Annotated in this window: 21 protein-coding genes; 14 read left to right on the forward strand and 7 right to left on the reverse strand. The window is 72.5% G+C overall.

The genetic code is table 11. The features are described from left to right. The first annotated feature begins 121 nt into the window (after positions 1-121). Positions 122-1147, forward strand: a complete 1026-nt coding sequence (locus tag ACUYMY_RS07460; protein ID WP_481702963.1) for an ROK family glucokinase — start codon at positions 122-124, stop codon at positions 1145-1147. Positions 1148-1208: 61 nt separating this feature from the next. On the opposite strand, the gene ACUYMY_RS07465 is transcribed toward ACUYMY_RS07460, so the two are convergent. The 3 genes from ACUYMY_RS07465 to ACUYMY_RS07475 are packed head-to-tail and all read right to left on the reverse strand — an operon-like array spanning position 1209 to position 3318. Then, positions 1209-1799 carry a hypothetical protein gene (locus ACUYMY_RS07465; RefSeq protein ID WP_481702964.1) on the reverse strand — a complete coding sequence of 197 codons (591 nt, stop codon included), beginning with the start codon at positions 1797-1799 and terminating at the stop codon, positions 1209-1211. Then, positions 1796-2548: an alpha/beta hydrolase gene (locus ACUYMY_RS07470; protein WP_481702965.1), complete on the reverse strand. Its 753-nt coding sequence runs from the start codon at positions 2546-2548 to the stop codon at positions 1796-1798. The genes ACUYMY_RS07465 and ACUYMY_RS07470 overlap by 4 nt, the downstream gene beginning before the upstream one ends. A gap of 8 nt (positions 2549-2556) precedes the next feature. Next, complete coding sequence (locus ACUYMY_RS07475; protein WP_481702966.1) at positions 2557-3318, reverse strand: alpha/beta hydrolase; 762 nt, start codon at positions 3316-3318, stop codon at positions 2557-2559. A gap of 111 nt (positions 3319-3429) precedes the next feature. Here ACUYMY_RS07475 and ACUYMY_RS07480 point away from each other — a divergent pair, with 111 nt between their 5' ends. Together ACUYMY_RS07480 and ACUYMY_RS07485 are read left to right on the forward strand one after the other, a co-directional pair. Further along, positions 3430-4188, forward strand: a complete 759-nt coding sequence (locus ACUYMY_RS07480; RefSeq protein ID WP_481704997.1) for a lysophospholipid acyltransferase family protein — start codon at positions 3430-3432, stop codon at positions 4186-4188. A gap of 31 nt (positions 4189-4219) precedes the next feature. Beyond that, positions 4220-5617, forward strand: a complete 1398-nt coding sequence (locus ACUYMY_RS07485) for a class II 3-deoxy-7-phosphoheptulonate synthase (protein WP_481702967.1) — start codon at positions 4220-4222, stop codon at positions 5615-5617. Between the two features lie 24 nt (positions 5618-5641). Here ACUYMY_RS07485 and ACUYMY_RS07490 read toward each other — a convergent pair whose 3' ends face one another. Next, positions 5642-7693, reverse strand: coding sequence for a Stk1 family PASTA domain-containing Ser/Thr kinase (locus ACUYMY_RS07490; protein ID WP_481704998.1), 2052 nt, complete (start codon positions 7691-7693; stop codon positions 5642-5644). A gap of 67 nt (positions 7694-7760) precedes the next feature. After that, complete coding sequence (locus tag ACUYMY_RS07495) at positions 7761-9146, reverse strand: lytic transglycosylase (protein ID WP_481702968.1); 1386 nt, start codon at positions 9144-9146, stop codon at positions 7761-7763. 314 nt (positions 9147-9460) lie between these two features. On the opposite strand from ACUYMY_RS07495, the gene ACUYMY_RS07500 reads away from it, so the two are divergent. Then, the gene (locus ACUYMY_RS07500; RefSeq protein ID WP_481702969.1) at positions 9461-9814 is read left to right on the forward strand and encodes an Rv2175c family DNA-binding protein; all 354 of its coding nucleotides are present in this window, start codon (positions 9461-9463) and stop codon (positions 9812-9814) included. A gap of 16 nt (positions 9815-9830) precedes the next feature. Here ACUYMY_RS07500 and ACUYMY_RS07505 read toward each other — a convergent pair whose 3' ends face one another. Together ACUYMY_RS07505 and ACUYMY_RS07510 are read right to left on the reverse strand one after the other, a co-directional pair. After that, positions 9831-10934 carry a polyprenyl synthetase family protein gene (locus ACUYMY_RS07505; protein ID WP_481702970.1) on the reverse strand — a complete coding sequence of 368 codons (1104 nt, stop codon included), beginning with the start codon at positions 10932-10934 and terminating at the stop codon, positions 9831-9833. Positions 10935-10939: 5 nt separating this feature from the next. Beyond that, positions 10940-11494 carry a hypothetical protein gene (locus tag ACUYMY_RS07510; protein WP_481702971.1) on the reverse strand — a complete coding sequence of 185 codons (555 nt, stop codon included), beginning with the start codon at positions 11492-11494 and terminating at the stop codon, positions 10940-10942. Between the two features lie 102 nt (positions 11495-11596). On the opposite strand from ACUYMY_RS07510, the gene dinB reads away from it, so the two are divergent. The 10 genes from dinB to murD all read left to right on the forward strand — a co-directional run bounded on the left by dinB (position 11597) and on the right by murD (position 24108). After that, the gene (gene dinB, locus ACUYMY_RS07515; RefSeq protein WP_481702972.1) at positions 11597-12847 is read left to right on the forward strand and encodes a DNA polymerase IV; all 1251 of its coding nucleotides are present in this window, start codon (positions 11597-11599) and stop codon (positions 12845-12847) included. Positions 12848-13063: 216 nt separating this feature from the next. After that, positions 13064-13429 (forward strand): DUF3040 domain-containing protein, encoded by a 366-nt coding sequence (locus ACUYMY_RS07520; RefSeq protein WP_481702973.1) that lies wholly within the window; start codon positions 13064-13066, stop codon positions 13427-13429. 503 nt (positions 13430-13932) lie between these two features. Continuing rightward, positions 13933-14364 (forward strand): division/cell wall cluster transcriptional repressor MraZ, encoded by a 432-nt coding sequence (mraZ, locus tag ACUYMY_RS07525; protein WP_481702974.1) that lies wholly within the window; start codon positions 13933-13935, stop codon positions 14362-14364. 177 nt (positions 14365-14541) lie between these two features. Then, positions 14542-15543, forward strand: a complete 1002-nt coding sequence (rsmH, locus tag ACUYMY_RS07530) for a 16S rRNA (cytosine(1402)-N(4))-methyltransferase RsmH (RefSeq protein WP_481702975.1) — start codon at positions 14542-14544, stop codon at positions 15541-15543. Then, positions 15540-16214, forward strand: coding sequence for a cell division protein FtsL (ftsL, locus tag ACUYMY_RS07535; RefSeq protein WP_481702976.1), 675 nt, complete (start codon positions 15540-15542; stop codon positions 16212-16214). The genes rsmH and ftsL overlap by 4 nt, the downstream gene beginning before the upstream one ends. 74 nt (positions 16215-16288) lie before the next feature. Further along, positions 16289-18172 (forward strand): peptidoglycan D,D-transpeptidase FtsI family protein, encoded by a 1884-nt coding sequence (locus tag ACUYMY_RS07540; protein ID WP_481702977.1) that lies wholly within the window; start codon positions 16289-16291, stop codon positions 18170-18172. 105 nt (positions 18173-18277) lie between these two features. Beyond that, positions 18278-19942, forward strand: coding sequence for a UDP-N-acetylmuramoyl-L-alanyl-D-glutamate--2,6-diaminopimelate ligase (locus tag ACUYMY_RS07545; protein ID WP_481704999.1), 1665 nt, complete (start codon positions 18278-18280; stop codon positions 19940-19942). Beyond that, positions 19942-21462, forward strand: a complete 1521-nt coding sequence (locus ACUYMY_RS07550; protein WP_481702978.1) for a UDP-N-acetylmuramoyl-tripeptide--D-alanyl-D-alanine ligase — start codon at positions 19942-19944, stop codon at positions 21460-21462. Before ACUYMY_RS07545 ends, ACUYMY_RS07550 begins: the two co-directional genes overlap by 1 nt. A gap of 1 nt (position 21463) precedes the next feature. Then, positions 21464-22573, forward strand: a complete 1110-nt coding sequence (gene mraY, locus ACUYMY_RS07555; protein ID WP_481702979.1) for a phospho-N-acetylmuramoyl-pentapeptide-transferase — start codon at positions 21464-21466, stop codon at positions 22571-22573. Further along, positions 22555-24108: a UDP-N-acetylmuramoyl-L-alanine--D-glutamate ligase gene (gene murD / locus ACUYMY_RS07560; protein ID WP_481702980.1), complete on the forward strand. Its 1554-nt coding sequence runs from the start codon at positions 22555-22557 to the stop codon at positions 24106-24108. Before mraY ends, murD begins: the two co-directional genes overlap by 19 nt. Positions 24109-24122: the final 14 nt, after the last annotated feature.

Below are 24122 nucleotides of genomic sequence, written 5' to 3' on the forward strand. Positions count from 1 at the left end.
GCGCGGGAGATGGCTTAACCATATCCAAGCAGCCGCGCGCACTGTGCTGCACGTCACGGCGAGTATCTACTGGCCGGTAACTTTACAGTCCGGGCCACGTTCGCGCCATAGACTGGCCTGCGTGCCGAGACCGCGCTTCGCCCCGACCTTCCGTGCCGACGGACCCCGCCTGCGACGCCGCGGGCTCGCCATCGGCATCGACATCGGCGGCACCAAGGTGGCCGCGGGCGTCGTGGACGCCGAGGGCCACGTGCTCCGGCGTGCCCGCCGCGCGACGCCGGGCACGGAACCCCGCGAGGTCGAGCGGGTCATCGCCGAGCTCGTCGGCGAGCTCAGCGAGGACCACCGCATCTCCTCCGTGGGCATCGGGGCCGCGGGCTGGATGGACCTCGACGGCGGCACCGTGCTCTTCAGCCCGCACCTCGCGTGGCGCAACGAGCCCCTCCGCGAGAACCTCGAGCGGCTCCTGCGCCGGCGCGTCCACCTCACCAACGACGCCGACGCTGCCGCATGGGCCGAATGGCGCTTCGGTGCGGGTCGCAGCGAGCCGCGCCTCGTGTGCATCACCCTCGGCACGGGGATCGGCGGGGCCATGGTCCTCTCGGGCCGGCTCGAGCGCGGCCGCTACGGCGTCGCCGGCGAGTTCGGCCATCAGGTGATCGTGCCCGGCGGGCACCGCTGCGAGTGCGGCAACCGGGGCTGCTGGGAGCAGTACGCCTCAGGGAATGCCCTCGGCCGCGAGGCCCGCGAGCTGGCCCGCGCCAACTCCCCGGTCGCCCAGGAGCTCCTGCGCGCCGTGGGCGGGGACCCGGAGGCGATCACCGGCGCCATCGTGACCGAGCTCGCGCGCGAGGGCGACGCCGCCTCGCGCGAGCTGCTCGAGGACGTCGGCGAATGGCTCGGCCTCGGGCTCGCCAACCTCGCCGCGGCCCTCGACCCCGGCACCTTCGTGATCGGCGGGGGCCTCTGCGACGCGGGCGAGCTCCTGCTCGAGCCGGCCCGCCGGGCCTTCGCGCGCAACCTCACGGGCCGCGGCTTCCGCCCCCTGGCCGGGATCGAGCGTGCCCACCTCGGTCCCGAGGCCGGGCTCATCGGCGCCGCGGACCTCTCGCGCGTGAGCCTGCGCGCGCACGGCGCCGTGCGCTGATCCCCTCAGCAGTGATTCAGTAGGTTGCCAGACGCGCGCGCCGTCGTCGCCGTCGCGCCTCTTAGACGCGGGCGCCGTCGTCGCCGTCGTCCTTGTGGCGTGGCAAACGCATGATGAGCGCCCCGACACCGGCCAGGAAGGCCGCGATGAGCAGCGCGACGACGTACCCGGGCACGCCCCGCCACAGGAGGGCGCACAGCAGGAGCGCGACGGGCCCGCCGATCGCGCCGCACCATGCGAGCACGACGGCGGGGTCCGCGCCCGCGAGGACGGGCGCGGGCTCCTCGGGCACGAAGTCGCCCGGCAGCATCTCGTCGGCCTCCTCGGCACCGTCAGCCTCCCGGCCCCGGCGAGAGTGCGCGGTGTTCCCTCGGTCCCCTGGATCGCCCGGATCTGCTTCGGGCTCCCGGCGCGAGACCCCGAGCGGGTCGAAGGCGTCGAAGGGGGAGGCGGGTGCGGCGCCGTCGTCCCTGGCCGGGCCGCGCGGGGTTCCCGCCGCGCGCTCGGCGCGCTCTGCCGCAGAGGGCTCGGCGGGCGCGGGGCCGTCCTCCCCGGGCCCCGCGGCAGCGCCGCGGAGGCGTGCGACGAGGTCGCGCCAGGCGTCGTCCTCGGCCGCGTGGTCGGGGCGGTCCGGGTCGGGCCGGGCGTTCATGCCTCGCTCCTCGCGTCGGCGCGTCCCGGGGCGCCCTGCCCGAGCCCGCGGATGAAGGCGGCCGACTCTGCGAAGATCGTGCCGGCGTCGTAGTCCAGGGTCGCAACGTGGTAGCTGTTGGGGAGCCGCACGATGCGGATGTCCGTGCCGCCGTAGAGCCGGACGATCGCGGCGAGGCTCCGGCCGCTCGTCACGACGTGGTCGACCGTCGAGCGGAACACCTGCAGGGGCGCGGTGGCCCGCGGCAGCGAGAGGAAGGCGTCCCGCGTGAGGAGCTTGAGCTCGTGCCCGGCGGCGACCGGGACGCGCAGGTACGCGTTCTCGTCCTGGCCCGGCCGCTTGATGTCGTTGAGGATGCCGGGCACCGTCCGCAGGGCACGGCGGAGGACGCCGGAGACGTGCGACCGGGGGTCGTCCACGACGAGCGCGGGGTTGACGACGGTCACGCCTGCCACGGGCTGACGGGAGGCGAGCCGCAGCGCGAGGGTCCCGCCCATCGACAGGCCCGCGGCCACGATCGAGCTGCACTCCCTCGCGAGCCCGTGGTAGGCCTCCTCGTACGCGTCGTACCACTCGTGCCACGAGCGGGTCGCAAGGTCCTCCCAGCTCGTCCCGTGGCCCGGGAGCAGGGGCGTGACGACCGTGAATCCCTCGGCGCGCAGGGCCTCGGCCCACGGCTCCACGGCCGTCGGCGATCCCGTGAATCCGTGGCTGAGCACAACACCGATGCCCGGCGATGGGGTGTCCATGGCATGCATTATGCCCCGACGGCGTTGCGTCGGGCCGACGGATCCCGAGCGCAGCGGGCGAAGAAGGCCGCGGTGCGCTCGACGATGAGGGGGCATTCGGGGCCGCGCGTCGCGACATGGGCGCTGCGGCGCAGGTGGACCACCTCGATGTCCGAGCTCTGCACGCGCCTGAGGATCCGCTCGAGGGACGACGGCGGCACCACCGGGTCGCCGTCGGAGCGGAACGCGAGCAGCGGGGCGGTGACCCGGGGCAGGGACCTGTCCACGGTGCGGAAGAGCCGCTTGAGCTCGTGGACCGCCGCGAGCGGGGTCAGCGAGTAGTCGCCCTCGTCGCCGACCGGATCGGGGGCGCCCGCCTCCTCGATCGGGCTCGCCGTGCGCTGCACGAGCCGGAGCGCCCCGATGTACCGCACGCGCCAGTCGTAGAACCCGAGGCCGGGGTTGACGACGGCGACCCCCGCCACGGGCAGGCGGGCGGCGGTCCACAGGGCGATGGCCCCTCCCATCGACAGTCCCGCCACGAAGAGCATGTCGGTCCGGGCCGCGAGGCGCCGGCACGCGTCCTCGTACGCGCCGGCCCACTCGCGCCAGCGCCGGCCCTCGAGGTCCTGCCAGTCGGTCCCGTGGCCGGGCAGGAGGGGGACCTCGACGTCGAAGCCCGCCGCGGCGAGCCCCTCGGCCCACGGCAGGACCGAGGACCGTGTGCCGGAGAAGCCGTGGCACACGGCGACGCCGAGGCGCATGCCGTCCGCGGGAGCCTGCCGGTCCATGCGACTATCGTGGCACCGCGACGCACCGGGCGCACGCGCACTCGCCCGCGGGGAGCGCCCCCTCATTAGAGTGGGGCGTGCATGCACGCTCGCTCAGCGGAAGGCGCTGCCGTGGTCTACTGGATCCTCAAGCGGATCTTCATCGGTCCCATTGTCAAGCTCCTCTTCAGGCCGTGGGTCAAGGGCCGGGCCCACGTCCCCGAGTCCGGGGCGGCAATCCTCGCCTCGAACCACCTCTCCTTCTCCGACTCGATCTTCATGCCGGTCATGCTCCGCAGGCCCGTCGTGTTCCTGGCCAAGCAGGAGTACTTCACGGGCAGGGGCCTCAAGGGCCGGCTCACTGCCGCGTTCTTCCGCTACACCAACCAGCTGCCCATGGACCGCTCGGGCGGGGAGGCCTCCGCGGCGTCCCTCGGCGCCGGGACTCAGATCCTCCACCACGGCGGGCTCCTCGGCATCTACCCCGAGGGCACGCGCAGCCCCGACGGCCGCCTGTACCGCGGCAAGGTCGGCGTCGCCCGGCTGGCCCTCGAGGCGCGCGTGCCGATCCTGCCCGTCGCCATGATCGGCACGGACAAGGTCCAGCCGATCGGCAAGCGCATCCCCACAATCCGCCGCGTGGGCATGATCATCGGCCGCCCGCTCGACTTCTCGGAGTACTACGACCGCGCCGAGGACCGCGATGTCCAGCGCGAGGTGACCAACGCCGTCATGCGCCAGATCCAGCTGCTCTCCGGGCAGGAGTACGTCGACGCGTACGCGGCACTCGTCAAGGCGCAGCAGGCGGGAGCGGTGGCGCCGAATCCGCCCGCGCGGCCGGGAAGCGATGCCCCCGCGCCCGGCGAGGAGGGGCCCCGCAGCGACGCATGAGCGCGCGCCCCGCGTCAGGGCTTAGCCTTGGATGGTGACTCAACTCTCCGTATCGCCAGCGGCCCCCTTCACGAGCACCGCCCAGAGCGGCGCCGCGGACTACCCGGGGCTCGACAACTGGCGCTCCCTGCCGGCCTCGCAGCAGCCCACGTGGGCTGACCAGGACGCCTTCCGGAGCGCGATCTCCGAGCTGTCGATCCTCCCGCCGCTCGTCTTCGCCGGCGAGGTTGACCTGCTGCGCGAGCGGCTCGCCGCCGCCGCCCAGGGCAAGGCGTTCCTGCTCCAGGGCGGCGACTGCGCCGAGACCTTCGAGGCCGCCACGGCGGACCGCATCAGCGCCCGCGTGCGCACGATCCTCCAGATGGCCGTCGTGCTCACCTACGGCGCCCAGCTGCCGGTCATCAAGATGGGGCGCATGGCAGGCCAGTTCGCCAAGCCGCGCTCGTCGAACGACGAGACGCGCGATGGCGTGACGCTCCCGGCCTACCGGGGGGACATCGTCAACGGCTACGACTTCACCCCCGAGTCCCGCGCCCACGACGCGCGCCGCATGCTGCGCGCGTACCACACGTCGGCGTCGACCCTGAACCTCATCCGCGCCTTCACCCAGGGCGGGTTCGCCGACCTGCGGCTCGTGCACATGTGGAACAAGGGCTTCACCGAGAACCCTGCCCACGCCCGCTACGAGTCCCTCGCGCGCGAGATCGACCGCGCGATCCAGTTCATGCACTCGTGCGGGGCGGACTTCGAGGCGCTCAAGCGCGTCGAGTTCTTCGCGAGCCATGAGGCGCTCCTGCTCGACTACGAGCGCGCCCTGACCCGCATCGACTCCCGCACGGGCCTCCCGTACGACACCTCGGCTCACTTCCTCTGGATCGGGGAGCGCACGCGGGAGATCGACCACGCGCACGTCGACTTCCTCGCCCGGGTGCGCAACCCCATCGGCGTCAAGCTCGGCCCCAGCACGACGGGCGACGACGCGCTGCGGCTCATCGACCGCCTCGACCCCGAGCGCGAGCCCGGCCGCCTGACCTTCATCACGCGCATGGGTGCTCGCAACATCAGGGAGAAGCTCCCGCCGGTCATCGAGAAGGTCACGGCCTCCGGCGCCCAGGTCCTGTGGGTCACTGACCCCATGCACGGGAACACGGTCACGAGCCAGAACGGCTACAAGACGCGCCGCTTCGACGACGTCGTGGACGAGGTCCGCGGCTTCTTCGAGGTCCACGACGCCCTCGGCACGGTGCCCGGCGGCCTGCACATGGAGATGACGGGCGACGACGTGGCCGAGTGCCTCGGAGGCTCCGACCCGATCGACGAGGCGGCGTTCGCGGACCGCTACGAGTCCGTGTGCGACCCCCGCCTCAACCACATGCAGTCGCTCGAGATGGCGTTCCTCGTCGCGGGGGCGCTCTCGAAGCACCACTGACAGGCTGGTCCCCGGGGGACGGCGTCAGACCACAGTGAGGGTCACGACGCTGCCCTCGGGGACCTCCTTGTCCACGGGGTCCTGGGCGCGCACTGTGCCGAAGAACCCCCCGAGGACTTTCTCGATGCGCACCTCGAAGCCGAGCTCGCGCAGCTTCTCCTCGGCCTCGCGCGCCTGCTTGCCCACGAAGTCCGGGACCTTGACGAGGCGCGGGCCCTTCGAGATCGTCAGCGTGACCTCTCCGCCCTTCGTCAGCGCCGTGCCGGGGGCGGGCGACTGGGCCGCGACCGAGCCCTTGGGCACGCTGCGGTCGTTGACCTCCTCCGAGCTGACGACGGGGTTCAGGCCGGCGGCGCGCAGCGCCGAGAGGGCCTCCGACTGGGTGCGCCCCACGACCGAGGGAACCGGGATCGGCTGCGGGCCCTTCGAGACCGTGAGGGCCACCGCGCTGCCCCGGCGCAGGGGGGTGCCCGGCCCAGGGTCCTGGGCCAGCACCGTGCCCGCCGGGGCATCGTCGTGGAACGCCTCCGTGACGGCCCCGACGGCCATCTCCGCCCCCGTGAGCTCGGACTTCGCCGCCTCGAGCGGCTTGGTCCGGACGTCCGGGAGGGGGAAGAGCTGTGGGCCCTTGGAGACGAGCACGTCGACGCCTTGGAAGCGCCGGATCTGGGTCCCCCCTGCAGGGGTGCTGCCCACGATGAGCCCCTGCGCGACGGCGTCGTCGAAGACGTCCTGCGTCGAGAACGCGAGGCCGGCCTCCTCGAAGAGCGGCGTGGCCTGGGCGACCGTGAGGTTCTTGACGTCCGGGACGGTCGCAGCCGCCCCGGGGCCGACGCCGAAGAACCAGCCCGCGCCGGCCGCGACGAGGGCGAGCAGCGCGATGACGGCGATCCAGACGGCGCCGCGCAGCCGCCGCCGTCCGCCGGTGAGCGAGCGTGTGGGCGTCGCCGCCGCCGTGGCGGCAGCACGCGCCGCCTCCCGCTCGCGGCGGCGGAGCTCCCGGGCTGAGGGGGGCCGGACGCCGTGGTCGTGGCGGGGCATGACGGACGTGTGGGCCATGCCGGCGCCGATCACCTCGGTGGGAGCGGGCGGCGTCGGGCCCGGCTCCGCCTGCCCGACGAGTGCCCAGCCGCGCACAGGGAGCGCTTCCGTGGTGGCGTCGGGCCCGGCAGGGGTCTGGCCGTGCGGCGCGCCCTGCTCATGGGCAGCCGGCAGGGGGCTGGGACTGTGGTCGAGCTGGGCGTCGGTGAGGTGCGTGCGGACGTGCCGGAGCTCGTCGAGGAAGGCCGCGGCGTCCACGGGGCGGGCCTCCGGATCCCGGGCGCAGGCCCACTGGACGAGCTCGTCGAGCTCGGGGGAGAGGCCCGGGACGGCCTCCGAGGGGGCGGGGACGTCGGCGGTCACGTGCCTGTATGCGACCTGGATCGGGGTGTCCCCGCGGAAGGGCTGGACGCCCGTGAGCAGCTCGTACAGCATGATGCCCACCGAGTAGAGGTCGCTGCGGGCATCGGCCCCGCGCCCCTCCACGAGCTCGGGGGCGATGTAGGCGACCGTCCCGATGAGCGCGCCGGTACTCGTCGCCGCCGTGACCGCCCGGGCGAGCCCGAAGTCCGCGACCTTGATCTGCCCGGCGTCGCCGAGCAGGACGTTCTCCGGCTTGACGTCCCGGTGGATGAGGCCTGCCGCGTGCGCGGCGGCGAGCCCGTCGACGATCGCGTCCGTGAGGGCGAGGGCCTGCCGTGGGGCGAGCGCCCCATGCTCCTCGAGCAGGCGGCGCAGGCTGCGGCCCGGGACGTGCTCCATGACGAGGTAGAACAAGGAGCCGTCGTGCCCGCGGTCCAGGACCGAGACGACGTGCGGATGCGAGAGCCGGGCTGCGGCCTTCGCCTCCCGCTCGAACCGCTCCGTGAAGGTCGGGTCGAGGCTCAGATGCGGGTGCAGGACCTTGAGGGCCACGTCCCGCTCGAGCTTGGTGTCGGTGGCGACGTAGACGGTCGCCATCCCGCCGCTCGCGAGGCGCGACCGCACGAGGTAGCGCCCGTCGACGAGCGAGCCGACCAGCGCGTCGCCCTGCATGCTGTTCACCACTCGATCCTAAGGGCTGAGGCTGGGGCCTCCCCGGAAGGGCAGCCCCAGCCGCCCGTCAGCGGAATGTGGCCCGGTGGGCGTTGATGGCCGCGACGTAGTCCTTGGTGTCGTCGTACATGCCGTTCTTTTCCACGGAGTACTGGCCCTGGTAGTACCCGGCGATCGCGTGGTCCTCGTCCTTGCTCGTGCGCAGGAGCGCCCGGAGGATGGCGATGCCGGCCGTGGCGTTGTCGTAGGGGTCCAGGACGTTGAGCTTCCGGCCCACGAGGTCCGAGGCCCACTGCGCCGAGGTGGGGATGACCTGCATCGTCCCGATCGCGTTCGCGGGCGAGACGGCACGCTGGCTGAAGCCCGACTCCTGGTAGGCGACCGCGAGGGCGAGCGAGGGGTCGACCCCCATGCTGCGCGCAGTGTCCGCGACGATCTGCTTCATCTCCGCCCGGCTCGGCACCGGGGAGGCGTTGAGCCGCTGCTTGTTCTCGTTCGCCGAGGCCACGACCGCCTCCGGGTACGTGTAGCCGAGGAACGTGTCCGGGACGAGCGGCTGCACTGGGGCAGAGGTCGCGGGCGCGACTGCCGAGGCGGGCGCCGGAGCGGGGGCCGGGGCGCCGGGGAGCTTGAGGGTGCGGCCTGCATAGATGACGCTCGTGAGGCTGAGCCCATTCGCGGAGAGCAGGTCGCCGAGGGGCACGTTGAGCTTGGCGCTGATGCCGTAGAGCGTGTCGCCCGGCTTGATCGCGTAGGTGCCGCCCGGATTCGAGGGGGCCTGGGCCGGGGCGGAGGTGGACGCGAGCGCCGGGGCAGGGGCTGATGCGGGTGCCGGGGCCCCGGGCACCTTGAGGGTGCGGCCTGCGTAGATCACGCTGTCGAGGCGAAGCCCGTTCGCCGAGAGCAGGTCGCCGATCGGCACACCGAGCTTGGCGCTGATGCCGTAGAGGGTGTCGCCGGCCTTGATCGCGTACTCCCCGCCGGACGACGGCGCCGGGGCCGCAGGCGAGGCTGGGGCCGGCGCAGGCGCGGTGGCGCCGTCGCCCGTCAGGCGCAGCTTCTTGCCCGGGAAGATGAGTGAGTCGTCCCGGAGGTCGTTGAGCCGGAGCACCTCCGAGACGCGGAGGCCGAAGCGATGGGCGATGGCCCAGACCGTGTCCCCAGCGACGATCGTGTACTCGCTCGGAGCGTTGCTCTCGAGCGGAGCCAGACGGCTCGGCACCAGCGAGGCGATCTCCGAGGCCGGCACGACCGCAGCCTGATGCCCCGTCCGCTCGATGGCGGCCGCGAGCGTCCCGGGGACCTGCCGGGGCGCAGTGGGAGCTGCCTCGGCCGGCGCTGCGAGGGCCAGCGACGAGAGCGCGACGGCGGGCAGCACGGCAGTGGTGGCGGCGACGAGGGGAAGGCTGGCCTTGGCGGCGGCAGCGGACCCTGTGGTGCCGGACGAGCTCATCGGTCAACCTCCTTGAATGACGAAAGTGGCTCCCACTCCCGTGACGGAAGGGACCAGTGTTATTCATGAGGCCCCCGGGAAATTGTTTTATCACTGTTACTTGAGTGACAAATGTGAATCTCTCACGGATTGGCGGAGCACACAAGGCGGAGACGGGACGCGAGGCGGCTCCGGATCGGATCGGGACGTGCCGAGTGCGGCTGGTCACGCGAGGAGGCTGAAAAGCATTGACGCCGAATTGCCGCGGCAGCATGGAGGACTCGACCCTCTGCGCCGACTAGGAGGCTGCGCCGTCCGCGTGGCAGGCTTGTCGTGTGAGCGATATCGAGAACCTGGTGTCAGAGTGGCTTCCTCTTCCGGACGTCGCGGAGCGGCTCGGCTGCCCGATCACCAAGGTGCACGGACTCCTCGACGAGCGCGCCCTCGTGGCGGTGCGCCTCGGGGAGCGCAAGATCCGGAGCGTCCCCGCCCTCTTCCTCCACGGGGACCACGTCCTGGACAGCCTCAAGGGCACCATCGCGGTGCTCGGCGACGCAGGCTTCAGCGATGAGGAGATCGTGGCGTGGCTCTTCACGCCGGACGACTCGCTCCGAGGCCGCCCCATTGACGCCCTGCACGAGGGGCGCAAGACGGAGATCCGCCGGCGCGCGCAGATCCTGGCCTGGTAGGGCCCTGCCCTGGGGCTCAGGCCGTCCGGCGGACCGCCGCGTCGGCGAGCGACTCGAGGGCCGTGCGGACCACTGGATCGAGGTCGAGCTGCGCGAGGGCGGCGGAGGACTCGGACGCGAGCTCGTCGATGAGCCGCTCCGTCCGCGCGAGCGCGCCCGTGCCGCTGATCACCGCCCGCAGCCGGTCGACGTCGTCCATCCCGAGGTCCTGGCGCCCGAGCCCCCGCTCGAGCTCCTCGCGCCCGGCGGCGTCGGCGGCCTCGAGGGCCAGCGCGACGAGGACGGTGCGCTTGCCCTCGCGCAGGTCGTCCCCGGCGGGCTTCCCTGTCGTGTGCGGGTCGCCGAACACGCCGAGGACGTCGTCCCGCAGCTGGAAGGCCTCGCCGAGCGGCAGGGAGAACGCGGAGTAGGCGCGCAGCAGGCCGTCGTCCGCGCCGGCGAGAGCCCCGCCGATCCCGAGGGGATGCTCGGTCGAGTACTTCGCGGACTTGTAGCGGATCACGTTCCGGGCACGCGCCACCGCGGAGTCGGCGCTGCGCGACGGTCCAGCTACCTCCTCGAGGATGTCCAGGTACTGCCCGGCCATGACCTCGGCGCGCATCGTGTTGAAGATCCGCCGCGCCGGCGTCGGCGCGCCCGCGGCCGGGCCGATGCCCGTGAAGGCCTCCTCGCTGAAGGACAGGCACAGGTCGCCGGTGAGGATCGCGGCGGCGTGGCCGAACCGCTCGGGGTCGAGCGACCACCCGGATCCTGCGTGCAGCTGAGAGAAGCGTCGGTGGACGCTCGGGGCGCCGCGGCGCGTGTCCGAGCGGTCGATGATGTCGTCATGGATGAGGGCAGCGGCCTGGAACAGCTCGAGCGCCACGCCCGCCGCCACCGGCTCGGGGGACATCGCCGCGCCGCCGGCCCCGCGCCAGCCCCAGTAGCACAGGAGCGCGCGGAGCCGCTTGCCGCCCGCGACGAGGCCCCCGATGGCGTCCATGAGCGGCCCGACGTCCCCCGAGACGGCCGCCATGGCCGAGCGCTGGCGGGCCAGGAAGGCCTCGAGCTCGGCCGAGAGCGCGTCCCGGTAGGCCGCCTGCTCCGACTCGTGGACGGCCGGCGAGAGCTGTTCGCGCACGGGCCCTACTTGAAGTTCGCGGGGGCCACGGAGGCACCCACCGTCACAGTCGTCACACCGTTGGCCGTGACCGCGGAGACGTTCGCCGTCTCCTGGCCGTCGGCGCGGACGAAGTCGAGCGTCTCGGCGGGCGCCCCGGTCCCGGGTGCAGCGGACGGGCTCGCGGCCGGGACAGCGGTGAACCCCTGGCCCGTGAACGACTTCGAGTAGAAGGCGAGCGCGTCTGCCACCGAGGCCTTCGTGGTCGCGACGAGTACCGCCCCCGCGGGCGTCGTCGACGCGTCGAAGCTTGTCGCCTTCGCCGTCGCGCCGGGCATCAGGGGGATGAGCGTGGTCGGGAAGCCCTGGGCGATGCCGCTCACGGTGGACGTCGCGGTCGCGCTCGCCGTCGCGCTTGGAGTGGCGTTTGGCGAGGAGGACGACGGCGAGGCGGCCGCCGTCGCTGTGCCCGTTGCGGAGGTGCTGGGCGCGGCGGGGGAGCCAGAGCACCCCGCCGCGGCCAGCACCGCCGCCGCCCAGAGTGCGGCCCAGCCCGCGCGTCGAATCCCTGTGGTGCTCATGCCCACTGTTGTCCCTTCCTTCGGCGTCGAGGTCCCGTCCAGTGTAGTGGGGACGCCGCCCGGCCCCGCCGCCGTGTCGGTCCGCACGCCTACCATGGAGCCGTGGAGACCGAGCATCCGGGGACCGCCGGGTCCGGCGAGCCCCTCGCGTCGCTGCGTGCCCGGGGGATCCTGCATGTGGACATGGACGCCTTCTTCGTGGCCGTCGAGCAGCGCGAGCGGCCCGAGCTGCGCGGGCAGCTCGTGATCGTGGGCTTCCCCGCCGAGCGCTCCGTCGTGCTCTCCGCCAGCTACGAGGCTCGGGCCTATGGGATCCGCAGTGCCATGCCGATGGCCGTCGCGATCCGCCAGTGCCCCAGGGCGATCGTCGTCCCGCCCCGGCACGGCCTCTACTACGAGGTCTCGCGGGACCTCATGCGGATCTTCGCCGACTTCACGCACCTCGTCGAGCCGCTGAGCGTGGACGAGGCGTTCCTCGACGTCTCCGGGGCGGTCCGCCGCCTCGGCCCGCCCGAGGACATCGCGGCCCAGATCAAGGCGCGGATCAGCGCCGAGCTCGGCATCACGGCCTCGGTCGGCGTCGCTGGCACCAAGTTCGTCGCGAAGATCGCGTCCGCGCGCTCCAAGCCTGACGGGCTCCTCGTGGTGCGTCCCGAGGAGACGGTGGCGTACCTCCACACGCTCCCCGTGGGTGCCCTGTGGGGCGTCGGGCAGAAGGCGCGGGAGGCGCTGGCCCGACTGGGCATCCACACCGTGGCGGACCTGGCCCACACACCGGATGCCACGCTGCGCCGCGTCCTGGGCGTTTCGGGCGTGCACGCCAAGCAGCTCGCCTGGGGGATCGACCCGAGGCCCGTGACGCCCGTCCGGGAGGAGAAGAGCCTTGGCGCCGAGGAGACCTTCGCCGTTGACGTCGACGACGACGCGGTGCTGCACCGCGAGCTGCTCCGCCTCGCCCACCGCGTGGCCGGCAGGCTGAGGGCTGCCCAACTCTCGGCCGGGACCGTGGCGCTCAAGCTGCGCTACGCGGACTTCTCGACGCTCAGCCGCTCCCATGCCCTGGCCGTCCCGACCGACAGCGCCCAGCAGCTGTACGCCGAGGCCAGGAGGCTCCTGGCCGGCGTCGGCCCGCGGCCGCAGAGCGTCCGGCTCATCGGCCTGCGCGGGGAGCGGCTCGAACGCTCGGACGGGGCGCCCCGGCAGCTGAGCCTCGATCGGGCAGATGACAACTGGCGCACGGCCGAGGAGGCCCTCGACCGCGTCGCAGCCAAATTCGGTCCCGGAACCCTGCGTCCGGCGCGCCTTCTCGGAGAGGGGACTCGGCCCGCCGAGGGGCGGCCGGAGGGCCCCTGAGGCGTGTCCCAGGCCTCGTCCGACTCCCTTTTGGAACGAACCCCGAGCGCCTATTCTTAAAAGCACCTCGAACATTGAGTGCAGTGAGTCGGCTGAAGGTTCCCGGTGGGCGGTCGGGTCCGCATCGGCTCGTCGGGCGCCAGGGAACCAGCGGCTGGTTCAGTGCGTTGATGTAGGTGATGGGCCGCCATCACGTGCACGCATGAAGGAGTCGCCATGCCTCTCTCCGAGCATGAACAGAAGATGCTGGAGCAGCTTGAGAAGCAGCTCCATGACGAGGACCCGAAGTTCGCGGACTCCATGGGCGCGGATGCGCTCCGCACCTTCTCGACCAAGCACATCGTCCTGGGTGTCCTCGGAGTGATCGTGGGCGTCCTGATCCTGCTGGTCGGCGTCGGAATCCAGAACATCTTCGTGGGCGTCCTCGGCTTCCTCGCGATGGGGGCGAGCGTCTACTACGGCACGCTGCGCCGCCCGGGACGCCGCCGGACCTCGGGCCCCGGAGCCGCCAACCGCTCGCGCGGCGGATTCCTGAGCCGCCTCGAGGCCCAGTGGGAGGAACGCCGCCGCGAGGACGGCTGACCCCTCGCTCCGACGCACGACGCCGGCCCCGGCCGGACCCTGCTTGGAGAGACGTCGATTCGCCGTGACGTGCACCATGGCGACCTGACCGACTGACAGCGCCCCGGAACTCCGGTTCCGGGGCGCTTCTGCATCTCGGTATGCCCCGAGCCCTCCACCCTCCGCTCCACCCTCCACCCTTCGCTCCGCCTGCCTCCCTCCACTTTCCTCCCCAGGCACCTCCCCGCCAGCGCTCCCCTCAAGGGCGCGGGCAGGAATCCACGTCTCTGCGTGCCCCGTAGGAGGGTTGGCGCCTCCCGGCGTGCCCCGTCGCTCCACAGCCCTCCACCCGCCCCCCTCCGCCGGATTCCCCGGCATCTCGGGGATCGCGAGGCCCCAGTGGAGGGCTGGGCCACGCCGTGTCGCATTGACGGGGGAGGGGAGTGGAGTAAAGTGGGGGATGTTGGAGGGAAGTGGCGGTATGGGGACGTGCGGCTCTTCGAACGGGACAGGTGGTGGTGCCGGTGCTGCTCGGTACGCATTCGCCGCGTCTCGACGAGAAGGGGCGGCTCATCCTCCCGGCCAAGTACCGCGACGAGCTGGCCGAGGGGCTGGTTCTGACACGGGGCCAGGAACGCTGCCTCTACGTCTTCAGCCAGAAGGAGTTCGAGAGAGTCCACGAGCAGATGCGGGAGGCCCCCATCTCATCGCGTCAGGCACGTGACTACCTCCGGGTCTTCCTGTCTGGAGCCTCCGACGAGGTGCCCGACAAGCAGGGGCGCGTCACGATCCCCCAGAACCTGCGCACGTATGCGGGGCTGGACCGGGACCTCGCCGTGATCGGCGTGGGGACCCGGGCGGAGATCTGGGACGCCCGGGCCTGGGAGGACTACCTGGCCGAGAAGGAGACCGCCTTCTCGGAGACCGACGACGATGCCATCCCCGGGATCCTGTGATCCCACCGGCTGGCCGAGATCTCCAGCCGCCCGGCGGACCTCACCTGGCTCACCTTCCCCGGAGCCAGGGGAGACGCGGTGCGGAGGGGGATCTGGGCATCGCCGGAGCCGTGCCGGCCACGAGAGGCACACGCTGAAGCACGCAGTACCGACGCTGGAGGCCCGGAAGGAGACGACATGGCCCACGACGAGGACGAGGCACGCCCCACGTCCGAGCGTCACGTCCCCGTGCTGCGGGAGCGCTGCGTCGGGCTCCTCGGGGGCGGCGTCGAGGCCGCCCGCTCTGCCGGCCGTGCGCCCGTCATCGTCGACGCGACCCTCGGCATGGGCGGCCACAGCGAGGCCGTGCTCCAGAGGTTCGGGGACGTCACGCTCGTCGGCATCGACCGCGACGAGCAGGCCCTCGCCCTCGCCGGCGCCCGGCTCGCCCCCTTCGGCGGCCGCGCGCGCCTCGTCCACGCCGTCTACGACGAGATCCCCGAGGTCCTGGCAGATCTCGGGCTCGACGGCGTCGACGGCGTCCTCATGGACCTCGGCGTCTCGTCCCTGCAGCTCGACGAGCGCGAGCGGGGCTTCGCCTACTCCTACGACGCCCCGCTCGACATGCGCATGGACGTGAGCCGCGGCCAGACAGCCGCCGACGTCGTCAACACCTACAGCGTCGAGGACCTCACCCGGATCATCCGAGCGTGGGGCGAGGAGAAGTTCGCCGGCCGGATCGCCCGCGCGATCGTCGAAGCCCGCGAGTCGGAGCCCTTCACGACCACCGGGCGCCTCGTCGAGGTGATCCGCGGAGTCGTTCCCGCCGCTGCGGCCCGGACCGGCGGCCACCCCGCCAAGCGCACGTTCCAGGCCCTGCGCATCGAGGTCAACGAGGAGCTCGACGTGCTCGAGAGGGCGGTCCCCGCGGCCGTCGACGTCCTCCGGCTCGGCGGGCGGATCGTCGTCATGAGCTACCACTCGCTCGAGGACAGGATCGTCAAGGGGGCGCTCCAGGAGCGCAGCCGCTCGTCGGCGCCTCCCGGGTTCCCGGTCGAGCTCGAGGAGCACAAGCCCGAACTGAAGGTCCTGACGAAGGGGACAGAGGTCCCCACGGCCGAGGAGATCGAGGAGAACCCCCGTGCTGCCTCGGCACGACTCCGTGCAGCAGAACGCATCAGGGTGAGGAGCCAGCGATGAACCGAGCAGCACAGACCACCAGGACCGCCGTCTCGGGGACCTCTGCCCTGGCCGTCGCGGCACCGTCGCAGGCGCCCGAGCGCTCGCGCCGGGCCCCGCTGGCACTGGTCCGCGCCCTGCCGGCGCGCCGGCGCGCGCCCTTCGCGATCTTCTGCCTCGGCGTCCTCGGCGCCGCGCTCCTGTGCGTGCTCGTGCTCAACATCTCCGTCTCGACCGGCCAGTACGAGCTCGTGCAGCTGCGCAACGAGCAGCTGAGCCTGCAGAAGCAGAATCAGGACCTCACGCAGCGCGCCCAGAACTACGAGGCTCCCCAGATTCTGGCCGCGCGGGCGGCAGAATTGGGCATGGTCGCCTCGACGTCCAAGGGCCAGATCGACCTCGGGACGCTCCTGGTGACCGGCAAGGCCAAGGCCGCGGAGAAGGGTGCCTCACAGGGCGCCGCGATCGCTCCGCCGGCCGTGCCCGGCCAGCTGGCGGCCGTCCCCGCCCCGGCCTCGAAGGACCCGCTCGAGCAGCGGGCAGAGGCCGCCCGGGAGGCGTCCGGCCGCAAGGCTGACGGGCATGAGACCGCCGCGGCGGCCCAGGCGGCAGCGCAGGCCCAGCCCGCTCCTCCGGCTGAGCTCCACGGCGGCTCCATCCCGGCACCCGCGCAGCGGACACCGGGGAATTAGCCGGCGCCCGCCCGGCCCCCGAGGGGTCCAGGGAGAGGGCGGGAACGAGCGAACCTGAGGACACGGATGTGGGAGTGAGCAGCAAGGGCCGGCAGCGCACGACGGCGGGGTCCCCGCCGGCCGCGGAGGGCGCCGCCCGCCGTGCGGCGCGGGCCAAGAGACGGCTCAGGCTCGGCCTGGCCGCCATGCTCGCGTTCCTGATCGTGATCGGCGGGCGGCTCGTCCTGGTCCAGGGCCTCGACGTGGGCGGGCTCGCCGAGGCGGCCCTGAGCAAGCGGCTGCAGAAGACCGTCCTCCCGGCGCAGCGCGGCGAGATCCTCGACTCCCGTGGCACCGTCCTGGCCACGAGCGTCATCCGCTACAACATCACCGTCGACCAGCGGCTCGCCTCGGACCCCGACTTCACCCACCTCGAGCGGCGCATCGAGACGAGCGAGGGCAGCGAGATCGTCGAGGTCTCCCGCAGCGAGGCCATCCAGGAACTCGCGGACGTCCTCGGCAAGAGCGCCGCCGAGGTCACCGAGGCGGTCACGGGCGAGAAGCCCTTCAACTACGTCGCCCAGAACGTCACCCCGGACACCGAGGACCGCGTCATGGCGATCGGCTTCCCCGGCGTGCTCTCGGAGGGCGTCTCCCAGCGGGTCTACCCGAACGGGGCCGTGGGCGGGAGCATCGTGGGCTTCCTCGGCTCCGACGGGACGCCACTGGCCGGCATCGAGCAGACCCAGGACGCCGTGCTCACGGGCAAGGACGGCGAGCGGGTCTACGAGATCGGCGCGGACGGCCTCCGCATCCCCGTCGCGACGGACAGGCTGACCCCGGCCAAGGACGGAAGCAGCGTCCGGCTCACCATCAACTCGGACCTGCAGTACTTCGCCCAGCAGGCCATCCAGACACAGGTGCAGAACCTCGGGGCCCAGTGGGGCAACGTCGTCGTGCTCGACGCCAAGAACGGCAACATCCTCGCGATGGCGGAGAGCAGTTCCGTCGACCCGAACGATCCGGGCCGGTCCGAGGCGAAGGACCGCGGTGCCCGCTCGGTGACCGCCGCCTACGAGCCGGGCTCGGTCGAGAAGACGCTCACGCTAGCGGCCCTCATCGAGGAGGGCAAGGCGACCCCGCTGAGCAAGTACACGATCCCGCCCACCTACACGGTCGACGGCCAGACGTTCGCCGACTCGTTCTCGCATGGCACCGAGGAGCGGACCCTCGCGGGCATCCTGGGCTACTCGATGAACACCGGGACGGTCATGGCCGGCAAGGAGCTCACCCGCGAGCAGCGCTACGACTGGCTGAGCAAGTTCGGGGTCGGCAAGCCCATCAGCGTCGGGCTCCCGGGCGAGAACACCGGCATCCTCGCCGGGCCCGACGCGTGGGACGACCGGCAGCAGTACACCGTCCTCTTCGGGCAGGGCGTGACGCAGACGACGCTGCACACCGCGCGCGCCTACCAGGCCATCGCGAACGGCGGGACCATGCTCCAGCCACGGCTCATCGACGCCTACATCAGCGAGGACGGGTCCGAGGAGCGCCCGCCGACGGCAGAGCCGACCCAGGTCCTCAGCCCGTCCACGGCGCAGCAGGTCAAGGACATGCTCGAGTCCACCGTCACGGAGGGACACGTCAAGGAGGCCGGCATCGACGGCTACCGCGTCGGCGCCAAGACCGGCACCTCGGAGGCGCCGCGCGAGGACGGCGTCCCCGGCTACGACGGGTTCACGGCGTCCCTCATCGGCATGGCGCCCATGGAGGATCCGCGCTTCGTCGTCGCCGTCGTCGTCCAGCGCCCCAAGGGGGACATCTACGGCATCACGAACGGTCCGGTCTTCAAATCGATCCTCGCCCAGGCCCTCCGCCTCTACAACGTGCCGCCCTCGACCGGGGAGCCGGTCCGCCTGCCGCAGTTCGCGGACGCAGGGCCGGACGCGGCAGCAGGCGCCTACGCTCCCGCCGATTGATTGACCCGGCACCGCCTCCCGCCCCGCCCCGGAGGCAGGTGCGGGACGCGAGCGACTAGAGTTGGAATCTCCCGAGCAGTGAAGGTGAACGTGAGCGATCAGCCCATGCCCGAGGGCAGGACGGACTCCCCGGAGGGGGCGGCGGAGGACGAGGCCCGGGCATTCCGCCCAGACCGTGTGGAGCCCATGGCCCTGACGGACATCGCAGAGTTCCTGGGGCTCCCCAGGAACACCCTCGACGGGGACGTGTCTGTCACCGGCGCCTCGCTCGACTCCCGCACGGTGCGCCCCGGCGACCTGTATGTGGCCCTGCCCGGCGCGAGCCGGCACGGCGCGGACTTCGCCCTGGACGCGGCAGAGGCCGGCGCGGCGGCCATCCTGACCGACCATCAGGGCGCTGCCCAGGTCGCGCTCTCCGAGCACCTCACGGCGCTGCCGGTGCTCGTCGTCGACCAGCCGCGCGCCGTCGTCGGCCGCCTGTCGGCCCGCATCTACGCGAGCCAGCCCGCGGACGGCCCCAGGCCCCTCCTGCTCGGCGTCACGGGGACGAATGGCAAGACGACCACGACGTACTTCGCGAACTCGCTCCTGCGCGCCCTCGGCCACACGACGGGGCTCATCGGCACGATCGAGATCGTCGCGGGCGGCGAGCCCATCCCGAGCCGGCTCACGACCCCCGAATCGACCGACGTCCACGCCCTCCTGGCCCTCATGCGCGAGCGCGGCGTGACCGCGGCCTCAATGGAGGTCTCCTCGCACGCGATCGAGTTCGGCCGGGTGGACGGCGTGCGCTTCGACGCCGTCGGGTTCACGAACCTCACCCAGGACCACCTCGACCTCCACGGCACCATGGAGGACTACTTCGCGGCCAAGGCAGAGCTCTTCACGGCCGAACGCGCGGCGCATGGCGTCGTGACGGTCGACGACGAGTGGGGCCTCCGGCTCGCGGCCTCGGCCGGGATTCCCGTCACCACTCTGAGCACCGCCCCTGCAGCGACAGGGGCCGGAGCCGCCCAGCCCGAGGCCGACTGGACCGTCGCCGCGCCCTCGCCCTCGGGCCTCGGCACAGCGTTCGAGCTGCGCCACCGCGACGGCGCCGTGCTCCGGGTCCGCTCGGGCCTGCCGGGAGCCTTCAACGTCTCCAACGCGGCCCTCGCCGTCCTCCTCGTCGTCGCGGCCGGTGCCGGGCTCGACGACGTCCAGGCGGCCCTCGACGCGTCGGACCCGTTCGCCGTCGAGGTGCCGGGGCGGATGCAGCCCGTCGGGACCGAGCCGGCCGCCGTCGTCGACTTCGCCCACAACCCGGACGCGCTCGTCCGTGCCCTCGACGCCGTGCGGCCGCGCACGGAGGACGGGCGCCTCATCCTCGTCTTCGGCGCGACCGGCCAGCGCGACGTCGGCAAGCGGCCCATCATGGGCGCCGTCGCCGTCCGCGGCGCGGACGTCGTCGTCGTGACCGACGACGACCCGCACGACGAGGACGCCGACGCGATCCGGGCCGACGTGCTCGCGGGCGCGCGCGACGAGGACGCGGCCGGCTCGTGGGGCCGCACGATCCTCGAGGTCGCGCCCCGCGCCGAGGCCATCCGCCGCGCCGTCGCGCTCGCCCGGCCCCAGGACGTGATCCTCGTCGCCGGCCGGGGCCACGAGGCGTGGCAGGAGGTCAAGGGCGTCAACCTCGCGCTCGACGACCGCGACGAGCTGCGTGCTGCCCTCGTCGAGCACGGATTCCGCCCCGTGGGCGGCGAGCCGCTAGAGTCCGGGGAGTAATGATTCACTTCACTGCGGCGCAGATCGCCGAGATCACTGGCGGCCGCCTCGTGCCCCCCACCGCCGATCCAGCTGTCCTGAACGCTGTCGTGCCGACCTCCGTCGTCACCGACTCCCGCGAAGCCCAGCCAGGCTCCCTCTACGTCGCCAAGCCCGGCGAGAGGGCAGACGGCCACTCCTTCGTGGGGGCCGCCTTCGCCGCCGGGGCGGTCCTGGCCCTGTGCGAGCGGGAGGTCGCGGACGCCGACGGCACCGTCTACCCCTCCGTCATCGTCCCGGACGCCGTCGTGGCCATGGGCGCCCTCGCCCGCGAGGCCGTGCGGCGCATCCGCGCCGAGCGCGCCGCCCGGGGAGAGGAGTTCACGGTCGTCGGCATCACCGGCTCCGCCGGCAAGACCACGACCAAGGACCTGCTCGCCGGGATCTTCCGCTCCACGCAGGAGGGCTCGGCGACCCCGACCGCGACCGTCGCACCCCAGGGCTCGTACAACGGCGAGGTCGGCGTCCCGCTCACCGTCTTCGGGGCCGACGCCTCGACCCGGTACCTCGTGATCGAGATGGGCGCGACGGGGCTCGGGCACATCGCCTACCTCGCGGAGATGGTCAAGCCGGACATCGGCGTCGTCCTGTGCGTCGGCACCGCCCATGCGGGCGAGTTCGGCGGCGTCGAGAACATCGCCAAGACGAAGGGCGAGCTGCTCGAGGCGCTCGCGCCCGAGGGCACCGCCGTCATCAACCTCGACGACCCGCGCGTGCGGGAGATGGAGGCCCGGACGGTGGCGCGCTGCGCCTTCTTCACGGCCGAGCCGGCCGCCGCGGGGGAGTATGCCGCCCGCGGCACGCTCGTCGCCGCACACGGGGCGACGGTCGACGCCGCCGGCTCGCCGGTGTTCGACCTCGCCATCGGCGACGCCGAGCCCGTGCGCGTCACGAGCCGGCTCATCGGGGCGCACCACACGGCCAACCTGCTGGCGGCCGCCTCGGCCGCCTCCGCCGCCGGAGTGCCCGTCGAGCGGATCGCGTCCTCCCTCTCCGAGCAGGGGCCCGGCAGCCGCTGGCGCATGGAGCGCACCGAGCGGCCGGACGGCGTGACGGTCATCAACGACGCCTACAACGCCAACCCCGAGTCGATGCGCGCCGCACTGCGCACGCTCGCCGACCTCGGCCGCGGGCGCCGCACGTGGGCTGTCCTCGGGGCCATGCTCGAGCTCGGCGACGAGTCCGTCGCGGCCCACACGGCCGTCGGGACGCTCGTGGTGCGGCTCAACATCGACCGGCTCGTTGTCGTCGGGCGCGAGGCCCGGGCACTCTATGTCTCCGCCGTGAACGAGGGCTCGTGGGGCAGCGAATGCTCCTTCGTCGAGGATGCCGACGCCGCCTACAGGCTGCTCGAGCAGGAGCTCGAGCCGGGCGACCTGGTGCTGTTCAAGTCCTCCAACGGCGTGGGGCTGAGGCACCTCGGCGATCGGATAGCATGGGCCGGGCACGCGAGCCCCATGGACACCCAGGAACGGAGCTGACGTGATCGCACTCCTGATCGGCGCCGGCCTCGCCCTGGTCTTCGGACTCGTCGGGACCCCCCTGTTCATCAGGATCCTGGTGCGTCAGGGCTACGGGCAGTTCATCCGCGACGACGGCCCCACGACGCACCACACCAAGCGCGGTACGCCGACGATGGGCGGGACGGTGTTCGTTCTGGCCTCGGTCGCGGCGTACTACCTCACGCATCTCGTGACGTGGCTCATGAACCCGACGAGCGCGGGCCCCTCGGTCTCCGCCGCCCTCCTGCTCTTCCTCATGGTCGGCATGGGCGTCGTGGGCTTCCTCGATGACTTCATCAAGATCTCCAAGCAGCGGAGCCTCGGGCTCAGTGCCCGAGCCAAGCTCATCGGCCAGGGCCTGGTCGGCGTCGCGTTCGCGCTCCTGGTCCTGCAGTTCCCGGACCAGCAGGGCACGACGCCGGCCTCGACGCAGATCTCGTTCCTGCGGGACATCCCGTGGCTCGACCTCGCCTTCGGCGGGACGGTCCTCGGGGCGATCCTCTTCGTCATCTGGTCGAACCTCATCGTCACGGCCGCGAGCAACGGCGTGAACCTCACCGACGGGCTCGACGGGCTAGCGGGCGGGGCGTCCATCATGGTGTTCGGCGCATATACCCTCATCGGCATCTGGCAGAGCAACCAGGCGTGCGGCCTCCCGGGCATCGGCGGCTCGGTCTGCTACGAGACGCGGGACCCGATGGACCTGGCGCTCCTCGCCTCCATCATGAGCGCCGCCCTCGTCGGGTTCCTGTGGTGGAACACCTCGCCCGCGAAGATCTTCATGGGCGACACGGGCTCCCTCGCGGTCGGCGCGGCCATCGCCGGGTTCGCGATCCTGACCCGGACGCAGCTGCTGCTCGGCATCATCGGCGGCCTCTTCGTCCTCATCACCCTCTCGGTGATCCTCCAGGTCGGGTACTTCAAGGCCACCAAGGGGAAGCGGCTGTTCAAGATGGCGCCCCTCCAGCACCACTTCGAGCTCAAGGGCTGGGCCGAGGTGACTGTGGTGGTCCGCTTCTGGATCCTCGCCGGGCTGTGCGTCGCCGCCGGCCTGGCCGTGTTCTACGCAGAATGGGTGGCAGGACTGTGACTCGAAACATTCCCTCAGCCGCGGAGCGCCTCGCGTCCCTGACCTCGTGGGACGCCGACTGGTCCGGCCTGCGCGTCGTCGTCGCCGGCATCGGCGTCTCCGGCTTCGCCGCCGCGGACACGCTCATCGAGCTCGGCGCGTCGGTCGTCGTCGTCGACGCCTCCGAGAGCGAGCGGGCCAGGGCCCAGGCGGACACGCTGCGCATCGTCGGCGCGGAGGACGTCCTGCTCGGGCCGGACGCCGTCGTGCGCCTGCCCAAGGTCGACGGCGCGCTGCCGGACCTCATCGTGACCTCGCCCGGTTGGCGGCCGGACCAGGCGATGCTCGCCGCGGCCGAGCGGGCCGACATCCCGATCTGGGGCGACGTGGAGCTCGCGTGGCGGCTGCGCACGCGGCGCGGCAGGAAGACGGCGGACTGGCTCGTCATCACCGGCACGAACGGGAAGACGACGACGGTGGGCATGGCCGAGTCGATGCTCCAGGCCGCCGGGCTCACGGCCATCGCGGTCGGCAACGTGGGCACCCCCATCCTCGATGCGCTCCGGCAGCCAGTCGAGTACGACGTCTTCGCCGTCGAGCTCTCGAGCTTCCAGCTGCACTGGTCGCACTCGCTCTCGCCCGTCGCGTCGGTCGTGCTCAACGTCGCCGAGGACCATGTCGACTGGCACGGCTCCTACGAGGGCTACCTCGCGGACAAGGCCCGCGCCTACGCGAACACGCAGAAGGCGTGCGTCTACAACGCCGAGCAGATCGAGACCGAGCGCATGGTCGAGGCCGCCGACGTCGTCGAGGGCTGCCGCGCCATCGGCTTCACGACCCAGACGCCGGCCATCAGCATGCTCGGCGTCGTCGAGGGGCTCCTCGTGGACCGCGCCTTCATCGAGGAGCGCAAGGACCACGCGGCCGAGCTCGCCTCGGTGGGGGACCTCGGGCACGCCGCGCCGCGGCACATGATCGCCAACGCCCTCGCGGCAGCCGCCCTCGTGCGCGCCTACGGCGTCGAGCCGGCGGCCGTCAAGCGCGGCCTCCAGGCCTATCTGCCGGGCGACCACCGCATCCAGCCCGTCGCGAGGTCCGGTGGGGTCACATGGGTCAACGACTCGAAGGCGACCAACCCGCATGCCGCTGCGGCCTCGCTCTCCTCGTTCGGCAGCGTCGTCTGGATCGCCGGCGGCCTGTCCAAGGGGGTCGCCTACGACGAGCTCGTCTCCCGCAACGCCCAGCGGCTCAAGGCCGTCGTCCTCATCGGCGAGGACAGCAGCGAGCTCGCCGCCGCCCTCGCACGACACGCATCGGATGTCCCGGTGTTCCCCGTCGAGCCGGTCCAGACTGAGGGGGAGCGGCCGGACGGGGACGCCGTCATGGCCAGCGCCGTGGCGATAGCCGCCGAGCATGCCGCCGAGGGCGACACCGTGCTCATGGCGCCCGCGGCGGCGTCCATGGACCAGTTCGAGTCCTATGCCCACCGCGGCTCGGCCTTCGTGGCAGCGGTGACGGCGCTGACAGCGCGCGGGGGAGAGGCACCTGGCGCGTAGGGACCAAGGCAAGG

The organism is Sinomonas sp. T428B, from assembly GCF_056780155.1.

Bases quoted from the DNA above. Each gene is read 5' to 3' on its own strand.
- ACUYMY_RS07465 (WP_481702964.1), bottom strand. From the start codon at position 1,799: ATGAACGCCCGGCCCGACCCGGACCGCCCCGACCACGCGGCCGAGGAC.
- ACUYMY_RS07510 (WP_481702971.1), bottom strand. From the start codon at position 11,494: ATGAGCACCACAGGGATTCGACGCGCGGGCTGGGCCGCACTCTGGGCG.
- ACUYMY_RS07475 (WP_481702966.1), bottom strand. From the start codon at position 3,318: ATGGACCGGCAGGCTCCCGCGGACGGCATGCGCCTCGGCGTCGCCGTG.
- ftsL (WP_481702976.1), top strand. From the start codon at position 15,540: ATGAACCGAGCAGCACAGACCACCAGGACCGCCGTCTCGGGGACCTCT.
- ACUYMY_RS07520 (WP_481702973.1), top strand. From the start codon at position 13,064: ATGCCTCTCTCCGAGCATGAACAGAAGATGCTGGAGCAGCTTGAGAAG.
- ACUYMY_RS07550 (WP_481702978.1), top strand. From the start codon at position 19,942: ATGATTCACTTCACTGCGGCGCAGATCGCCGAGATCACTGGCGGCCGC.
- ACUYMY_RS07545 (WP_481704999.1), top strand. From the start codon at position 18,278: ATGCCCGAGGGCAGGACGGACTCCCCGGAGGGGGCGGCGGAGGACGAG.
- ACUYMY_RS07495 (WP_481702968.1), bottom strand. From the start codon at position 9,146: ATGAGCTCGTCCGGCACCACAGGGTCCGCTGCCGCCGCCAAGGCCAGC.
- murD (WP_481702980.1), top strand. From the start codon at position 22,555: ATGGGTGGCAGGACTGTGACTCGAAACATTCCCTCAGCCGCGGAGCGC.
- rsmH (WP_481702975.1), top strand. From the start codon at position 14,542: ATGGCCCACGACGAGGACGAGGCACGCCCCACGTCCGAGCGTCACGTC.
- ACUYMY_RS07490 (WP_481704998.1), bottom strand. From the start codon at position 7,693: ATGCAGGGCGACGCGCTGGTCGGCTCGCTCGTCGACGGGCGCTACCTC.
- ACUYMY_RS07485 (WP_481702967.1), top strand. From the start codon at position 4,220: ATGGTGACTCAACTCTCCGTATCGCCAGCGGCCCCCTTCACGAGCACC.
- ACUYMY_RS07470 (WP_481702965.1), bottom strand. From the start codon at position 2,548: ATGGACACCCCATCGCCGGGCATCGGTGTTGTGCTCAGCCACGGATTC.